The following is a 15,597-nucleotide window of genomic DNA, read 5'->3' on the forward strand; positions in this document are numbered from 1 at the left end:
CAAGCCCGGGATGACGGGATATAGGGATGCGTCCCGACCGGCCGGCCAGCACCTTCCGCCGCTCATACGTATGCGCGGCCTCTTACCTTGTGCGTTCGCCCGGTCTATCGGGCGTCGACGCCGACCGAACGAAAGCAAAGACATGACCGAGATCGAATGGTGGGATTACGACGACGCGGCCGAAATGGCCCAGGCGGTCGCCGGCGACATCCAGTTCATCATCGAAGCGGCGATCGACGCGCGCGGCGCGGCGGTGATCGCGCTGTCGGGCGGCAAGACGCCGATCCCGATCTACGACACATTGTCCAAGGCGAAGCTCGACTGGAAGCGGGTGACGATCGTCCCCACCGACGAACGGATCGTGCCGCTCGGCGACGCTTTGTCGAACGTGACGATGATCGCCAAGACCTTCCTGCCCAAGGGCGCGCGGGTGATGCCGATCGTGCCGCAGGCGACCGCCGACTATAAGTCCGCCGGCCGCTCCGCGGATGCGCTGATGCAGGATCTGCACTGGCCGCTCGATCTCTGCCTGCTCGGCGTCGGCGGCGACGGTCATACCGCGTCGATCTTCCCCGGCCCCGATTTCGACGAGGCGCTGTCCGGCCCCAAGGAACGGCGCGCGCTCGGCGTGATGCCCGATCCGCTGCCGCCCGAGGCACCGGTGCCGCGCGTGACGCTGTCGCGCGAGGGCATCGTGACGGCGCGCGCGTTGCTGATCGCGGTCACCGGCCAGGCCAAGCGCGACGTCATCGAACAGGCGATCAAACAGGGGCCGTCGTCGCCCTATCCGATCGGCCGCGTGCTCGCCGATGCCGAACTGCCCGTCGACATCCACTGGGCGCCCTGACCGCTGCCCCCCTCCCCAGGACCCGCGTCATGAACCCCGAAGTCTCCGCCGTCACCGACCGCATCATCGAACGTTCGCGGGAGAGCCGTGCCGCCTATCTCGCGCTGATCGAGCGCGAGCGCGAGACCGGCGCACGCCGGCCGCAGCTCGGCTGCGCCAACCTCGCCCATGCCTATGCCGGCACCGAGGAGGATCGCGACACGATGCGCGCCGACACCGGCATGAACATCGGCGTGGTCACCGCCTATAACGACATGCTCTCCGCGCATGCGGTCTATTATCGCTATCCCGAGCTGATGAAGGTCTGGGCGCGCGAAGTGGGCGCCACCGCGCAGGTCGCGGGCGGCGTGCCGGCGATGTGCGACGGCGTGACGCAGGGCTATGCCGGCATGGAGCTGTCGCTGTTCAGCCGCGACACGATCGCGCTCGCGACCGCGGTGGCCTTGAGCCACGGCACGTTCGAGGGCGCGGCGCTGCTCGGCATCTGCGACAAGATCGTGCCCGGGCTGCTGATGGGCGCGTTGCGCTTCGGTCACCTGCCGATGGTCCTGATCCCCGGCGGACCGATGCCCTCCGGCCTCCCCAACAAGGCCAAGGCGGCGGTGCGCGAGGCCTATGCGGAGGGGAAGGCGGGGCGCGAGGAATTGCTCGACGCCGAGATCCAGGCCTATCATTCCAAGGGCACCTGCACCTTCTACGGCACCGCCAATACCAATCAGATGATGATGGAGGTGATGGGCCTGCACATGCCCGGCGCCGCCTTCGTCAATCCCGGCACCAAGCTGCGCCAGGAGCTGACCCGCGCTGCAGTGCATCGCCTCGCCGGCATCGGCTGGCGCGGCAACGACTATCGCCCGCTCGGCCATTGCGTCGACGAGCGCGCGATCGTCAACGCCGCGGTCGGCCTGCTCGCCACCGGCGGCTCGACCAACCACCTGCTCCACGTGCCGGCGATCGCCCGCGCGGCGGGGATCGTCATCGACTGGGAGGATTTCGACCGGTTGAGCCGTGCGGTGCCGCTGATCGCGCGCGTCTATCCCAATGGCGCCGCCGACGTGAACGCGTTCGAGGCGGCGGGCGGCATGCCCTTCGTCATCCGCGAACTGCTCTCCGCCGGGCTGCTCCACGGCGACATCACCACGGTGAGCGGCGACAGCCTCGCGGCCTATGCCGAGAAGCCGGCGATCGTCGACGATCGGCTCACGTGGCAGCCGGTCGGTGACAGCGGCGATACCAGCATCCTGCGCCCGGTCGGCGAGGCCTTCTCGCCCGACGGCGGGATGCGCATCCTCGCCGGCAACATCGGCCGCGCCTGTATCAAGGTGTCCGCGGTCGATCGCGAGCGCTGGGTGGTCGAGGCGCCGGCGCGCGTCTTCCACGACCAGCTCGACGTCCTCGAGGCGTTCAAGCGCGGCGAGCTGGAGCAGGACATGGTCGTCGTCGTCCGCTTCCAGGGGCCGCGCGCCAACGGCATGCCCGAGCTGCACAAGCTGACCCCGCCACTGGGCGTGCTCCAGAACCGCGGCTTCAAGGTCGCGCTGGTCACCGACGGCCGCATGTCGGGCGCGAGCGGCAAGGTGCCCTGCGCGATCCATTGCTCGCCCGAAGCGCTCGGCCATGGCGCGATCGGCAAGATCCGCGACGGCGACATCATCCGCGTCGATGCGGTCAACGGCACGCTCGACGCCCTCGTCGATCCCGGCGAATGGCTGGCGCGGCCCTTGTGCGACGCGCCCGGCGCGGCGATCGGCACCGGCCGCGAGCTGTTCGCGATGTTCCGCGGCCTCGCCGACGAGGCCGAGAAGGGCGCATCGGGCATGCTCGCCGCGGCGGGTCTATAGAAACACCAACCACCCTCACCCTTCCCACCGCCTGCGGCGGCGGGCCCCTTCCCTCTCCCGCCGGGAGAGGGAAAGACGGCGAAGCCGGCGATGGGTGAGGGTGAGAGCGGAACGTCAGGAGAGAACAGAAATGCAGCTCGTCAGCGTCGATATCGGCGGCACCCATGCCCGCTTCGCCATCGCAGAGGTGGAGGACGGCCATGTCGTCGCGCTCGGCGAGCCGGTGACGCTCAAGACCGCCGAACACGCCAGCCTCCAGACCGCCTGGCAGGCGTTCGCCGCGCGCCACGGTTCGCCCCTGCCGAAGGCGGCGGCGATCTCGGTCGCCTCGCCGATCACCGGCGACATCATCCGCCTGACCAACAATCCCTGGGTGATCCGCCCATCGCTGATCCCCGAGCGGCTCGGTGCGGACATCTATACCGTCATCAACGATTTCGGCGCGGTCGGCCATGCCGTCGCGCAGCTCCCGCATGCGGATTTCGAGCATCTCTGCGGCCCCGATACCCCGCTGCCTACCGAGGGCGTGACGACGGTCTGCGGCCCCGGCACCGGGCTCGGCGTCGCGCAGGTGTTCAAGACCAAGGGCCGCTATCACGTGCTGCCCACCGAAGGCGGGCACGTCGATTACGCGCCGCTCGACGGCATCGAGGACGCGTTCGTCAAGCGCCTGCGCCGCACCTATACCCGCGTCTCGGCGGAGCGGATCTGCTCCGGCCCCGGCATCGTCGCGCTCTACGAGACGCTCGCCGAACTGGAAGGCCGCGCCGTCCCCAGCCGCGACGACAAGACGATCTGGACCGAGGCGCTCGACGGCACCGATTCGATCGCGCTCGCCGCGCTCGACCGCTTCTGCCTCGCGCTCGGCGCGGTCGCGGGCGATCTCGCATTGGCGCATGGCGCAAAGGCGGTGGTGATCGCCGGCGGGCTCGGCCTGCGCATCAAGGACAAATTGATCCGTTCCGGCTTCGACCAGCGCTTCGTCGCCAAGGGCCGGTTCCAGAACATGATGGCGGGCATCCCCGTCAAGCTCATCACCCATCCGCAGCCGGGCCTGTTCGGCGCCGCCGCGGCCTTCGCCCAAGAACACATATAAGAGGCTCCTGCGTCATGACCGACATTGCCACCATCATGCAGACCAGCGCCGTCATCCCGGTGCTGGTGATCGACGACGCCGCTACCGCGCGGCCGCTGGCCGAGGCGCTCGTCGCCGGCGGCCTCAAGGTGCTCGAGGTGACGTTGCGCACCGGCGCGGCGATGGAGGCGATCGCCGAGATGAAGAAGGTCCCGGGCGCGATCGTCGGCGCCGGCACCGTCGTCAACGAGGCACAGGCGCGGCAGGTGATCGACGCCGGCGTCGAGTTCATCGTCTCACCGGGGCTCACCGAGCGGCTGGCCAAGCCGATCCTCGATGCGGCCGTGGCCTATCTGCCGGGCACCGCGACCGCGGGCGACATCATGCGCGGGCTCGACCTCGGCCTCACCCATTTCAAGTTCTTCCCCGCCGAGACGTCGGGCGGGCTGAAGGCGCTGAAGGCGCTGGCCGCGCCCTTCTATCAATGCCGCTTCTGCCCGACCGGCGGCATCACCGAGGCGAGCGCGCCCGACTGGCTGGCGTTCAAGCCGGTGCTCTGCGTCGGCGGCAGCTGGGTGACCGGCGGCTCGATGGCCGAGGTCGAGGCCAAGGCCCGCGCGGCGAGCGATCTGCGCCGCTGACGACAGGGCGGAGGCGGCGGATCAGTCCCCCGCCTCCGTCAGCAGCCAATCCCGGAACGACCGCATCGCCGGCGACGGCTTGCGCGAGAGCAGATGCGTCAGCCAGTAGCGGCCGGCATCGATCTCGATCGCAAACGGCTGGACGAGCTGCTCCGCGGCGAGTTCGCGCAGGAACATCGCGCGCGGCGCCAGCGCGACGCCCAGCCCCGCCATCGCCGCGCTCGCCATGACCGCCGAACTGTCGAACAACGGCCCGCGCAGTGCCGGCGGGGAAAGCCCCGCCTCGGCGAACCACCCTTCCCACTCGCTGGTCCGGTACGAGCGCAGCAGAGGTTCGCGCAGCAGATCGGCCGGGCTACGCAACCGCGCGGCGATGCGTGGCGCGCAGAGCGGCGTCAGCGGTGCGGCAAGCAGCGGTTCGGCATGCGTGCCGTGCCATGCGCCGTCCCCGAAGCGGATCGCGCCGTCGATCCCCTCGCCTGCCAGATCGACGCGGTTGTTGTTGATCGAGAGCCGGACGTCGACGTGCGGATGGCGCGCGGCGAAGCGTTCGAGCCGCGGCAGCAACCAGCCCGTGGCGAACGTGCCGACCACGCCGATCGCCAGCGGATGTTGCAGGCGTCCGCCGGCGAACCGGTCGAGCGTCGCGCCGATCCGGTCGAACGTCTCGGCGAGCACCGGCACCAGCGCCTGCCCTTCGTCGGTCAGCGCCAGTCCGCGCGGCAGGCGGCGGAACAGCGGGGTGCCCAGCCGCTTCTCCAGCGCCGCGACCTGATGGCTCACCGCCCCCTGGCTGACGAACAACTCACTCGCGGCGCGGGTGAAATTGAGATGCCGCGCCGATGCCTCGAAGGCGCGCAAGGCATTGAGCGGGAGCTGGGCACGATCCATCCCGCCATGAATAATCCTCATGGCCGAGGCGAGGGAAGATGGTTTGTGCGGCATCGCCACCGGGGGCATTCGGGGAGCGAAGGAGAGCCGTCCATGATCGCCAGCCTCGTTGCCGCCATGCTCGCCGCGCAGACCACGCCCGTGGCTACAATGCAGCACAACGATCCCCTCACCCGGCCGATCGTCGGAGATCACGTCGCCGAATGGCTGGCGCCGCGGCCGCCGGTACGGGTGTTCGGCGACAGCTATCTGGTGGGCTTCGGCGGGCTCAACGTCGCGCTGATCGACACGGGCAAGGGGCTGATCCTGATCGACGGCGCATTGCCGCAGGCCGCGCCGGCGATCCTCGCCAATGTCAGGCGGCTAGGCTTCCGGCCACGCGACATTCGCTACATCCTCAGCACCGAACCGCATTTCGATCATGCCGGTGGCATCGCCGCGCTTGCCCGCACGACCGGCGCGACGGTGATCGCCAGCGCCCGCGCCGCCGAAGGGTTGCGATCCGGCCGTCTCGCCGCGGACGATCCGCAGCGCGGCTATGACAGCCGCTTTCCCGCCGTCGCCGCGGTCCGGGTGGTCGGGGACGGCGAGCGGCTGACGCTGGGGCGCACCACCGTAACCGCGCATGCGACGCCCGGTCATACGATGGGCAGCACGAGCTGGAGCTGGCGGTCCTGCGTTCGCCAGAAGTGCAGGACGATCGTCTTCGCCGCCAGCCTCAATCCCGTGTCGAGCGACGGCTATAGCTATACCGCCGCCACGAGCCGCCCGATCGTCGCCGGTTTCCGCAAAAGCTATTCGGTCATGCAGACGCTGCCATGTGATCTGCTGATCACCGCGCACGCCGATCAGGACGGCGCCACCGATCGCTTCCGTACGACACCCGGCGCCTGCCGCGCCTATGCCGCCTCGTCACGCCGCAAGCTCGACGGGCGCTTGCGCGAGGACGGGGCCGCGCGCTGACGCGCGCTACATCTCCCCCCGCGCGCGCCGGATCGCATACCATTTCTGCACATTGGCGTTGTGCTGCGCGAGCGTGTCCGCGAACACGTGCCCGCCGGTCCCGTCGGCGACGAAATACAGCGCCTTCGACGCCGCCGGATCGAGCACCGCATCGATCGACGCCCGCCCGGGATTGGCGATCGGCCCGGCGGGAAGCCCCGCCTCGGCATAGGTGTTGTAGCCGTTCTTCGTGTGCAGTTCCGATCGCAGGATGCGCCGCCCCAGCGGCCGCCCCTTGGTGATCGGATAGATCACCGTCGGATCGGCCTGCAACGGCATCCCCTGCCGCAACCGGTTGCCATAGACCGCCGCGACGGTACGCCGCTCGGCGGGCTTGCCGGTTTCCTTCTCGACGATCGAGGCGAGGATGATCGCCTGTTCGGGTGTGGTCACCGCGATCCCCGGCTTGCGCTTGGCCCAGGCGGCGGCGAGATAGTCGCGCATCGCCTTCTGCATCCGCGCCACCACGCTCGCGCGGGTATCGCCGCGCTGGAAGGCGTAGCTGTCGGGCAGCACCGACCCCTCCGCCGGCACCGGCACGTCGCCGGTCAGGCCGTCGGCCTTCTTCAGCGCCTCGTGGACGAGCACGGAAGGATAGCCCTCCGGTACCACCACTAGCCGCTGCAACACCTTGCCGCCTTGCAGCATCTTGAGGATGTCGGCCGGGCTGGTGTGCGCGGGGATGCGATATTCGCCCGCCTTGATCGGCTCGCCCGATCCGAACACGCGGGCGAGCAAGCGGAAGCGGCCCGCCGAACGGATCGCCCCCGCCTTCTCCAGTTCGCGCGCGGCGGACGCGAGGCTGCTGCCCTCCGCCACCTGCACGGTGAGCGTCCGCGGCGCCGGGCCGCTGCCGCCCCAGCCCTGCACCACCAGAAACGCCGCGACGATCGCGACGAGGCCGATCAGCAGACCGAGGCAACCGACCCTGCGCATGGCGTCAGATCGCCTTCATCACCAGCGAGGCATTGGTGCCGCCGAAACCGAACGAATTGTTCAGCACCGCGCGCACCTCGCGCTTGCGCGCGACGTGCGGCACGAGGTCGACGCCCTCCGCACCCTCGGAGGGATTGTCGAGGTTGAGCGTCGGCGGCACGATCTGGTCGCGCATCGCGAGGATGCAGAAGATGCTCTCCACCGCGCCGGCGCCGCCGAGCAGATGGCCGATCGCCGACTTGGTCGAACTCATCGACAGGCCGCCGATCGCATCGCCGAACAGCCGCTTGACCGCGCCGAGCTCGATCATGTCGGCCATCGTCGAGGTGCCGTGCGCGTTGATATAATCGATGTCGGTCAGCGCGAGGCCCGAACGCTTCATCGCCATCTCCATCGAGCGGAACGCGCCCGATCCCTCGGGCTCCGGCGCGGTGACGTGATAGGCGTCGCCCGACAGGCCGTAACCGACCACCTCGCAATAGATTTTCGCGCCACGCGCCTTGGCGTGCTCATATTCCTCGAGCACGACGACGCCCGCGCCCTCGCCCATCACGAAGCCGTCGCGGTCGCGGTCGTAGGGGCGGCTGGCCTGTTCGGGCCGGTCGTTGAAGCTGGTGTTGAGCGCACGCGCCGCGGCGAAGCCGGCGATGCCGATCGGGCAGATCGTACTCTCGGACCCGCCCGCGAGCATCACGTCGGCATCGTCGAGCGCGATCATCCGCGCCGCGTCGCCGATCGAATGCGCACCGGTCGAACAGGCGGTGACCACCGCATGGTTCGGCCCCATCAGCCCGTATTTGATCGAAACCTGACCCGAGATCAGGTTGATCAGCCGGCCGTGGACGAAATGCGGGCTGACCCGCTTCGGTCCCTTTTCGGCGAGGACGAGCGATTCGCTCTCGATCCCCGGCAGGCCACCGATCCCCGAACCGATCGAACAGCCGGCGCGGAACCGCTCCGCCTCGCTCATCTCGGTGAGGCCCGCGTCCTCGAGCGCCTGGCCGGCGGCATCGATGCCATAGACGATGAACGGATCGACCTGGCGCTGGACCTTGTGGTCGACGCGCTTGTCGGGATCGAAGCCATAAGGGTGATCCGCCGGCTTGACCTCGCAGGCGATCAGACATTTCTGGTCCGACGCGTCGAAACGCGTGATCGGGCCGGCGCCCGACTTGCCCGCGATCAGGTTCGCCCAGGCGGTCTCGACGTCCGCGCCAAGCGGGGTCACCAGACCCAAACCGGTTACGACAACGCGCCGCATACCCTTACTCCATCCAGTCCAAACAGGTCGCCGTCCGACGGAAACGGGCGGCTATTACGAAAAACGGCCCCCCGCCCTCACAATCGGGGACGGGGAGCCGTTCAGATCCGGCCCTCAGCGGGCGCGGGCAAGCCGAAGGCTCAGCCCTTGTGCTCGTCGATATAGGTGATCGCGTCCTTGACGGTCGTGATCTTCTCGGCGGCATCGTCGGGGATCTCGACCCCGAACTCTTCCTCGAACGCCATGACGAGCTCGACGATGTCGAGGCTGTCGGCACCCAGGTCGTCGATGAAGCTCGCGTCCTCGGTCACCTTGTCGGCTTCGACGCCGAGATGCTCGACGACGATCTTCTTCACGCGGTCGGCGGTCTCGCTCATGGTATATTCCCTCTTCGCTTTGGGGGTGTTTCGTTCTTCCCGAACGCCCGTAGAACGCAGGCGTGCGGGTGGCAAGCGTCTGTTAAGGTCGATCGTTGTGATCAGCCCCAACCTGCCTAGATCATGGCCATACCGCCGTTGACGTGCAAGGTCTGGCCGGTGACATATCCCGCCTCGCGGCTGGCGAGGTATACGACGGCAGCGCCGATATCCTCGCCGGTGCCGAGGTCGCCGGCGGGAATCCGCCCCAGCAGCGCGGTCTTCTGCGCCTCGGGCAGCACGTCGGTCATCGCCGAGCGGATGAAGCCCGGCGCGACGCAATTGACGGTGATGTTGCGGCTGGCCAGCTCCTGCGCCAACGCCTTCGACATGCCGACGAGGCCGGCTTTCGATGCGGCGTAATTCGCCTGGCCGGGATTACCGGTCTGCCCGACCACCGAGGTGATCGACACGACGCGGCCGAACCGCTGCTTCATCATCGGCTTCGCGGCGGCGCGGACGAGGCGGAACGCGGCTTCCAGATTGACGCGGATCACCTGGTCCCATTCGTCGTCCTTCATCCGCATGGTCAGATTGTCGCGCGTCACGCCGGCATTGTTGACGAGGATGTCGAGCCGCCCGCCCAATGCCTGCACCGCCTGCGGCACCAGCGCGTCGACCGCGGCGGCATCCGACAGATCGCAGGGAACCGCGACATGCGCCCCGCCGAGCCCGGCACGAAACGCCTCGAGCTTGTCGGCGTTCGACCCCGACACTGCGAGCGTCGCCCCCTGCCCCGCGAGCGCCTTGGCGATGGCGGACCCGATGCCCCCCGAAGCGCCGGTAACCAGCGCGGTCATGCCTGTAAGATCGAACATGTTAGTCTCCGAAATTTTTGTTCACGCGAAGGCGCGAAGGCGCAAAGGGGGTGTGGCCGTTAACGACGCGACGGATGCCCTCCCTCAACGTCTCGCCACCGAAATTCAGGAGCAAACCCAGCGGCTGCTTGGTAAGCCGAAGGTATGTCAGCAATTGTTTAGCATGAGCGGCATTCAGCCGCTCGACCGATTTTATCTCGACCAACAAGCGGTCATTGATGATGAGATCGATACGAAATGCCGCGTCGAAATGCAGCCCTTCGAAATCGATAGCGATTGGTCGCTGTCGTCCCACGGCATAACCGAGTGCCGCCATCTTAGCCGCAAGCACGGTTTCGTAGACGCTTTCGAGCAGGCCCGGACCCAATTGCCGGTGAAGTCGCAAGGATACATCAATGACATCGGCTGCGGCCGCCTCAAGATCCATCTCTCCGCGCCTCCGCGCCTCCGCGTGAACATCACACCTTCTTTAGCAAATCCTCGATGTCGTCCATCGTGACGACGCTGATCGCGTCGACGTCTGGGGCGATGCGCTTGACCATCGGGGCGAGGACCTTGCCGCCGAATTCGACGAACTGCGTCACCCCCGCCTCGGCCATCGCCAGCACCGATTCGCGCCAGCGCACCATGCCCGTCACCTGGCGGACCAGCGCCGCGCGGATCGCGTCGGGGTCGGCGATCGGTGCCGCGTCGACGTTGGCGTAGACCGGCACCAGAGGCGCAGCGATCCGCGCCTCCGCGAGCGCCGCCGCCATCGCGTCGGCGGCGGGCTGCATCAGCGGGCAGTGGAAAGGCGCGGAGACCGGCAGCAGCACCGCACGCTTGGCGCCGTGTTCCTTCGCCAGCGCCACCGCGCGCTCGATCGCGGCGCGGTGGCCGGAGATCACCACCTGCGATGGATCGTTGTCGTTGGCGACGGTGCAGACGAGGTCGCCGCCACCCTCCGCCGCGATCGCGTCCAGCGCGGCGCGGGCGATCGCCTGCGCCTTGGCGAGATCGGCGCCGAGCAGCGCCGCCATCGCCCCCTCGCCGACCGGCACCGCCGCCTGCATCGCCTCGCCGCGCAGGCGCAGCAGCCGTGCCGTGGTGGAAAGGTCGAACGCCCCCGCCGCGCACAGCGCGCCATATTCGCCCAGGCTATGGCCCGCGACATAATCGGCCTTGTCGGCAAGACGGATGCCGCCCTCGCGCTCGGCGACGCGCAGCGTGGCGATGGCATTGGCCATGATCGCCGGCTGCGCATTGGCGGTGAGCTGCAGATCCTCGCCCGGCCCCTCGGCCATCAGCCGGAACAGATGCTGGCCGAGCGCCTCGTCGACCTCGCCGAACACCTCGCGTGCCACCGGGCTCGCCTCGGCCAGCGCCTTGCCCATACCGACCGCCTGGCTGCCCTGGCCGGGGAAGATGAATGCCCGCATCGCGCGTCTCCTCTATAACAGGAGCGCGCCACTAGGACCGCTGCGGCCCTCACGCAACCTGAACGAACCTCTCGGAGTTGCGACACCTTGCGACCGTTTTCGGGAATCGGCGGGAGAGGTGTGCGACAAGTCGCCCCTATCTCTTGTGTCGACGCCGGACACGGCGCCGGTTTGCAAATGGGAGTGATTACAATGAAGAAGCTGATCCTGAGCGCGATCGCCGCAACCCTGGTCGCCAGCCCGCTGGCACTCGCCGCCGCCGACGCCGCCCCCGTGCAGCGCGAGCGCACCGTCACCACGGTCAAGCAGCGCCCGAACGGCCGCACCGTCGTCACGCAGCGGACCACCGTCCGCAACAACGGTCCGCGCGCCTGGCGTGCCGGCCAGCGCTTCGATCGCCGCTACGCGACCAACTATCGCGTCGTCCGCGACTATCGCACCTATCGCCTCGCCGCCCCGCCGCGCGGCCAGTATTGGGCGCGCTCGGGCAATGACGCGGTTCTCGTTCGCGACAACGGCACCGTCGTGCGGGTGATCCAGCGCTCGTTCCGCTAAGCACCAAGGCTTGCCTTTTCGCCGCTTCGGCGTATGAGAGCGACATCCGGGGTGGAGAGCCAGTCTCTCCGCCCCGGTTTTTATGTTTGAGACGACAGTCGGAGGGGCGTCGCATGGGGCGGCGTCAGCGATCGGCCAACGAAGGACAAGGCATGGCTCTGTACGAGCACACGTTCCTTGCGCGCCAGGATCTGGCACAGGCGCAGGTGGACGCGCTGGCGGAAACCGCCACCAAGATCATCGAAGACAATGGCGGCAAGGTCGTCAAGACCGAGACCTGGGGCCTGCGCAGCCTCGCGTATCGCATCGCCAAGAACCGCAAGGCGCATTACGTCATGCTCGAGATCGATGCCCCCGGCACCGTGATCGCCGAGCTGGAGCGCCAGACGCAGATCAACGAAGACGTCATCCGCTACATGACCGTCAAGGTCGATGGGCTGGAAGAGGGTCCGACCGTGATGATGCGCAAGCAGGAGCGCGATCGTGAGCGTCGTGGCGATCGCGAAGGCGGCCGTGACGGTGGCCCGCGCGGCGACCGCGGTGATCGCGGCGATCGTCCGGACCGTGCCCCCCGTCGTGACCGTGAAGAGGAGGCCGCATAATGGCTCGCCCGTTTTTCCGCCGCCGCAAGTCGTGCCCGTTCAGCGCCAAGGATGCGCCGCGGATCGACTATAAGGACGTCCGTCTGCTCCAGGGCTTCGTGTCCGAGCGTGGCAAGATCGTGCCGTCGCGTATCACCTCGGTGAGCGCCAAGAAGCAGCGCGAGCTCGCCCAGGCGATCAAGCGCGCCCGCCACCTGGGCCTGCTGCCCTACGTCGTTAAGTAAGGAACGGACACATGGACGTCATTCTGCTTGAGCGCGTCGAGAAGCTCGGCGCCATCGGCGACGTGGTGAAGGTCAAGGACGGGTTCGCCCGCAACTTCCTGCTGCCGAACAAGAAGGCGCTGCGCGCCAACGAAGCCAACCGCAAGGTGTTCGAGGCGAACCGCGCCCGCATCGAGAGCGACAACGCCAACCGTCGCGGCGAAGCCGAGAAGGAAGCGGGTTCGTTCAAGGACGCGAGTGTCACCCTGATCCGTCAGGCGTCGAACACCGGCCAGCTCTACGGTTCGGTCGCGGTCCGCGATCTGATCGAGGCGCTCGTCGCCGACGGCCACAAGGTCACCAAGAGCCAGGTGGTGCTGGACAAGCCGATCAAGTCGATCGGCCTGTACACCGTGCGCGTCGCGCTGCACCCCGAGGTTACCGTGACCGTCAAGGTCAACGTCGCACGCTCGCCGGAAGAGGCCGAGATGCAGGCATCGGGCGTCGACGTCATGTCGTCGATGTTCGAGCGCGACGAAGCCGGCTTCACCGAGGATTACGATCCCAACGCCGAGCCGGGCGCGACTGCCGAAGTGCAGGACGAGCCCGCCGACGAGGCGCCGGCGCAGGGCTGAGCCCCGCGTTCGCCTTCATATATTGAAAGAGGCCGTTCGGAGCGATCCGGGCGGCCTTTTCCATAAAATGGCATGTCCGCTGGCGCCGTCCGGCGACACCCAAAATGGTCACCGATAATCAACGCGTTAACTCACGCGAAAGACATCGACCATTATGGACTAATCCATGCCAGCCCGTTTCAGCATCGCCGTCGACCCCGCTCGTCACCTCGTCACCTCGTCACCGTCACGTCGGCGGGGTTTTTCCTGGTGGAAGACGTCGCGGCGTTCCGGCAGTCCTATTGCGACGCGCTCGGCCTGCTCCATTGCGGTCCCAACCAGCATCTGACGCTGACCGACGCGTCGGGCATGCGCATCCAGAGCCGCGAGGTCGTCGAGGCGTTCATGGCGATGACGCGCGATCCCGACCTGCGCTCGCGCCGCATGGCCTTCGTCGTCGGCATGTCGCTGTCGCGCCAGCAGATTAACCGTCTGCCCGCGCCTGGGCGCGAGGGCATCGCCTATTTCGCCGAGCGCGGCGCCGCCGAGGCCTGGCTGTTCGAGGATTCGCTCATCGGCGGCCGAACAGTTTTTCAATATCGCCATGCGCCAGCTTCACCCACGTCGGGCGGCCATGGTTGCACTGGCCCGAATGCGGCGTAGCCTCCATCTCGCGGAGCAGCGCGTTCATCTCGGCGACGCCGAGCACCCGCCCTGCCCGCACCGAGCCGTGGCAGGCCATCGTCCCCGCCACCGCATCCAGCCGCTCGCGCAGCGATAGCGCCTGGTCGAATGCGGCGAGTTCGTCGGCAAGATCGGTGACCAGCCCGGTCGGGTCGGCCTGGCCGAGCAGCGCCGGCGTCGCGCGCACCAGCATCGCGGTCGGCCCGAACCGTTCGAGGTCGAGGCCGAGTTCGGCGAGTTCGGCGGCACGCGCCTCGAGCCGGTCGCAGGCGGGCTCCTCCAGCTCGACCACCTCGGGGATCAGCAACGCCTGCGACGCGACCCGCCCGCCGGCGAGCGCGGCGCGCATCCGTTCGAGCACCAGCCGTTCGTGCGCGGCATGCTGGTCGACCAGCACCAGCCCGTCCTCCGCTTCGGCGACGATATAGGTCTTGGCAACCTGCCCGCGCGCGACGCCGAGCGGATGCGACGTGGTCTGCGGCGGCGGTGCCCAAGCGGGTTCGGCGCGCGCTGCCGGCGGCGCGGTGAAGAAGGTCGGCCGATGATCGAGCACGCCCCCATAAAGCCCCTCCCCGCGCGGCGCGGTGTCGAGGGCCGCGGACATCGCATCGATACCTAACGTCTCCGGCAGCCCCCAACCTGCCCCCCCCGCGGGCGGAGCGGGAGTTTCGGGCTGCCACATCGCCAGCGCTTCCGCGCTCGGCCGCTGCACGCTGCGGTGGCCGGCGGCGTCCAACGCGCGCCGCAGCCCCGACACGATCAGCCCGCGCACCAGCGCCGGATCGCGGAAGCGCACCTCGGTCTTCGCCGGGTGGACGTTGACGTCGACCTCGCTCGCCGGCACGTCGAGGAACAACGCCACCACCGCATGCCGGTCGCGCGGCAGCATCTCGGCATAGGCGCCGCGGATCGCACCCATCAGCAGCCGGTCGCGCACCGGTCGGCCGTTGACGAACAGATATTGGTGATCGGCGACGCCGCGATTGTAGGTCGGGATGCTCGCCACCCCGCCGAGCACCAGCGGCCCGGCGTCGGTCGGCCGTTCGAGGTCGATCGGCACCGCATTGTCGGCGAGCGCGCGATCCGTCAGCGCCGCGACGCGCTCCGGCCGCTCCTCCGCCTGAGTCACCGCCAGCGCGCGGCGGCCGTCGTGTTCGAGCGTGAAGGCGATGTCGCAGCGCGCCATCGCCAGCCGCCGCACCGCATCGAGGCAGGCGGCATATTCGGCGCGCGGCGAGCGCAGGAACTTGCGCCGCGCCGGCACCCGCCCGAACAGCGCCTCGACGATCACCCGCGTCCCCGGCGGCAGCGCGGCCGGCCCCTCGCGGACCAGCACGCCATTGTCGATCGTCCGCGCCCAGCCCTCGGCCCCCGCGACTCGGCTTTCGATCGTCAGCCGCGCGACACTGGCGATCGACGGCAGCGCCTCGCCGCGGAAGCCCAGCGTGGCGACCATTTCGATCGCGCCCTCGTCGCCGACCAGCGACTCCGGCAGTTTCGACGTGGCGTGCCGTTCCAGCGCCAGCGCCATGTCGGCGGGGGTCATGCCGCACCCGTCGTCCGCCACCTCGATCCGCGAAAGGCCGCCTTCGGAGAGGGTTATCGCGATCCGCCGGGCACCCGCATCGATCGCATTCTCGACCAATTCCTTCAACGCGCTGGCGGGCCTTTCCACCACTTCACCGGCGGCGATACGGTTGACGAGATGTTCAGGCAGACGGCGTATTGACACCGCGCAAGCTCTATACCAAGCGAACGCATCCCGCGAGCCCCTCCGCCAGACGTGACGAACT

General features: G+C 68.6%; 18 protein-coding genes. 10 read left to right on the forward strand and 8 right to left on the reverse strand.

The genetic code is table 11. The annotated features are described in order from the left end of the window. The first annotated feature begins 142 nt into the window (after positions 1-142). From pgl to eda, 4 genes are all read left to right on the forward strand, one after another. Complete coding sequence (gene pgl / locus SFC76_RS11155) at positions 143-847, forward strand: 6-phosphogluconolactonase (RefSeq protein ID WP_322849547.1); 705 nt, start codon at positions 143-145, stop codon at positions 845-847. Between the two features lie 29 nt (positions 848-876). Then, on the forward strand, positions 877-2,688 hold the full coding sequence (gene edd / locus SFC76_RS11160) for a phosphogluconate dehydratase (protein ID WP_322849548.1): 1,812 nt from the start codon (positions 877-879) through the stop codon (positions 2,686-2,688). 130 nt (positions 2,689-2,818) lie between these two features. Beyond that, complete coding sequence (gene glk / locus SFC76_RS11165; protein ID WP_322849549.1) at positions 2,819-3,784, forward strand: glucokinase; 966 nt, start codon at positions 2,819-2,821, stop codon at positions 3,782-3,784. Between the two features lie 14 nt (positions 3,785-3,798). Next, complete coding sequence (gene eda, locus SFC76_RS11170) at positions 3,799-4,404, forward strand: bifunctional 4-hydroxy-2-oxoglutarate aldolase/2-dehydro-3-deoxy-phosphogluconate aldolase (RefSeq protein WP_322849550.1); 606 nt, start codon at positions 3,799-3,801, stop codon at positions 4,402-4,404. Between the two features lie 21 nt (positions 4,405-4,425). On the opposite strand, the gene SFC76_RS11175 is transcribed toward eda, so the two are convergent. Beyond that, positions 4,426-5,295 (reverse strand): LysR family transcriptional regulator, encoded by an 870-nt coding sequence (locus SFC76_RS11175; protein WP_322849551.1) that lies wholly within the window; start codon positions 5,293-5,295, stop codon positions 4,426-4,428. 93 nt (positions 5,296-5,388) lie between these two features. Here SFC76_RS11175 and bla point away from each other — a divergent pair, with 93 nt between their 5' ends. After that, the gene (gene bla / locus SFC76_RS11180; protein WP_322849552.1) at positions 5,389-6,258 is read left to right on the forward strand and encodes a subclass B3 metallo-beta-lactamase; all 870 of its coding nucleotides are present in this window, start codon (positions 5,389-5,391) and stop codon (positions 6,256-6,258) included. Positions 6,259-6,264: 6 nt separating this feature from the next. Here bla and mltG read toward each other — a convergent pair whose 3' ends face one another. The 6 genes from mltG to fabD form a co-directional block, all read right to left on the reverse strand. Beyond that, positions 6,265-7,233 (reverse strand): endolytic transglycosylase MltG, encoded by a 969-nt coding sequence (gene mltG / locus SFC76_RS11185; RefSeq protein WP_322849553.1) that lies wholly within the window; start codon positions 7,231-7,233, stop codon positions 6,265-6,267. A gap of 4 nt (positions 7,234-7,237) precedes the next feature. Beyond that, a complete protein-coding gene (gene fabF, locus SFC76_RS11190) occupies positions 7,238-8,494 on the reverse strand; it encodes a beta-ketoacyl-ACP synthase II (protein ID WP_322849554.1) in 1,257 nt (418 codons plus the stop codon). A gap of 140 nt (positions 8,495-8,634) precedes the next feature. Beyond that, positions 8,635-8,871 (reverse strand): acyl carrier protein, encoded by a 237-nt coding sequence (locus tag SFC76_RS11195; RefSeq protein WP_019515010.1) that lies wholly within the window; start codon positions 8,869-8,871, stop codon positions 8,635-8,637. A gap of 116 nt (positions 8,872-8,987) precedes the next feature. After that, complete coding sequence (gene fabG / locus SFC76_RS11200) at positions 8,988-9,728, reverse strand: 3-oxoacyl-[acyl-carrier-protein] reductase (RefSeq protein ID WP_322849555.1); 741 nt, start codon at positions 9,726-9,728, stop codon at positions 8,988-8,990. 1 nt (position 9,729) lies between these two features. Beyond that, positions 9,730-10,155, reverse strand: coding sequence for a GxxExxY protein (locus tag SFC76_RS11205; RefSeq protein ID WP_322849556.1), 426 nt, complete (start codon positions 10,153-10,155; stop codon positions 9,730-9,732). A 31-nt stretch (positions 10,156-10,186) separates the two neighbouring features. Next, positions 10,187-11,146: an ACP S-malonyltransferase gene (gene fabD / locus SFC76_RS11210; protein WP_322849557.1), complete on the reverse strand. Its 960-nt coding sequence runs from the start codon at positions 11,144-11,146 to the stop codon at positions 10,187-10,189. 192 nt (positions 11,147-11,338) lie between these two features. Here fabD and SFC76_RS11215 point away from each other — a divergent pair, with 192 nt between their 5' ends. From SFC76_RS11215 to SFC76_RS11235, 5 genes are all read left to right on the forward strand, one after another. Then, positions 11,339-11,701, forward strand: a complete 363-nt coding sequence (locus SFC76_RS11215) for an RcnB family protein (protein WP_322849558.1) — start codon at positions 11,339-11,341, stop codon at positions 11,699-11,701. Positions 11,702-11,853: 152 nt separating this feature from the next. Continuing rightward, the gene (gene rpsF / locus SFC76_RS11220) at positions 11,854-12,303 is read left to right on the forward strand and encodes a 30S ribosomal protein S6 (protein ID WP_322849779.1); all 450 of its coding nucleotides are present in this window, start codon (positions 11,854-11,856) and stop codon (positions 12,301-12,303) included. After that, complete coding sequence (gene rpsR, locus SFC76_RS11225) at positions 12,303-12,527, forward strand: 30S ribosomal protein S18 (protein WP_007403456.1); 225 nt, start codon at positions 12,303-12,305, stop codon at positions 12,525-12,527. The genes rpsF and rpsR overlap by 1 nt, the downstream gene beginning before the upstream one ends. Before the next feature lie 11 nt (positions 12,528-12,538). Then, positions 12,539-13,141: a 50S ribosomal protein L9 gene (gene rplI, locus SFC76_RS11230; RefSeq protein WP_322849559.1), complete on the forward strand. Its 603-nt coding sequence runs from the start codon at positions 12,539-12,541 to the stop codon at positions 13,139-13,141. Positions 13,142-13,213: 72 nt separating this feature from the next. Further along, positions 13,214-13,783, forward strand: a complete 570-nt coding sequence (locus SFC76_RS11235) for a hypothetical protein (protein ID WP_322849560.1) — start codon at positions 13,214-13,216, stop codon at positions 13,781-13,783. Here SFC76_RS11235 and mutL read toward each other — a convergent pair. After that, on the reverse strand, positions 13,692-15,536 hold the full coding sequence (gene mutL, locus SFC76_RS11240; RefSeq protein WP_322849561.1) for a DNA mismatch repair endonuclease MutL: 1,845 nt from the start codon (positions 15,534-15,536) through the stop codon (positions 13,692-13,694). The genes SFC76_RS11235 and mutL overlap by 92 nt on opposite strands. Positions 15,537-15,597: the final 61 nt, after the last annotated feature.

This window comes from Sphingomonas sp. CD22 (genome assembly GCF_034556155.1).
GTDB lineage: Bacteria > Pseudomonadota > Alphaproteobacteria > Sphingomonadales > Sphingomonadaceae > Sphingomonas.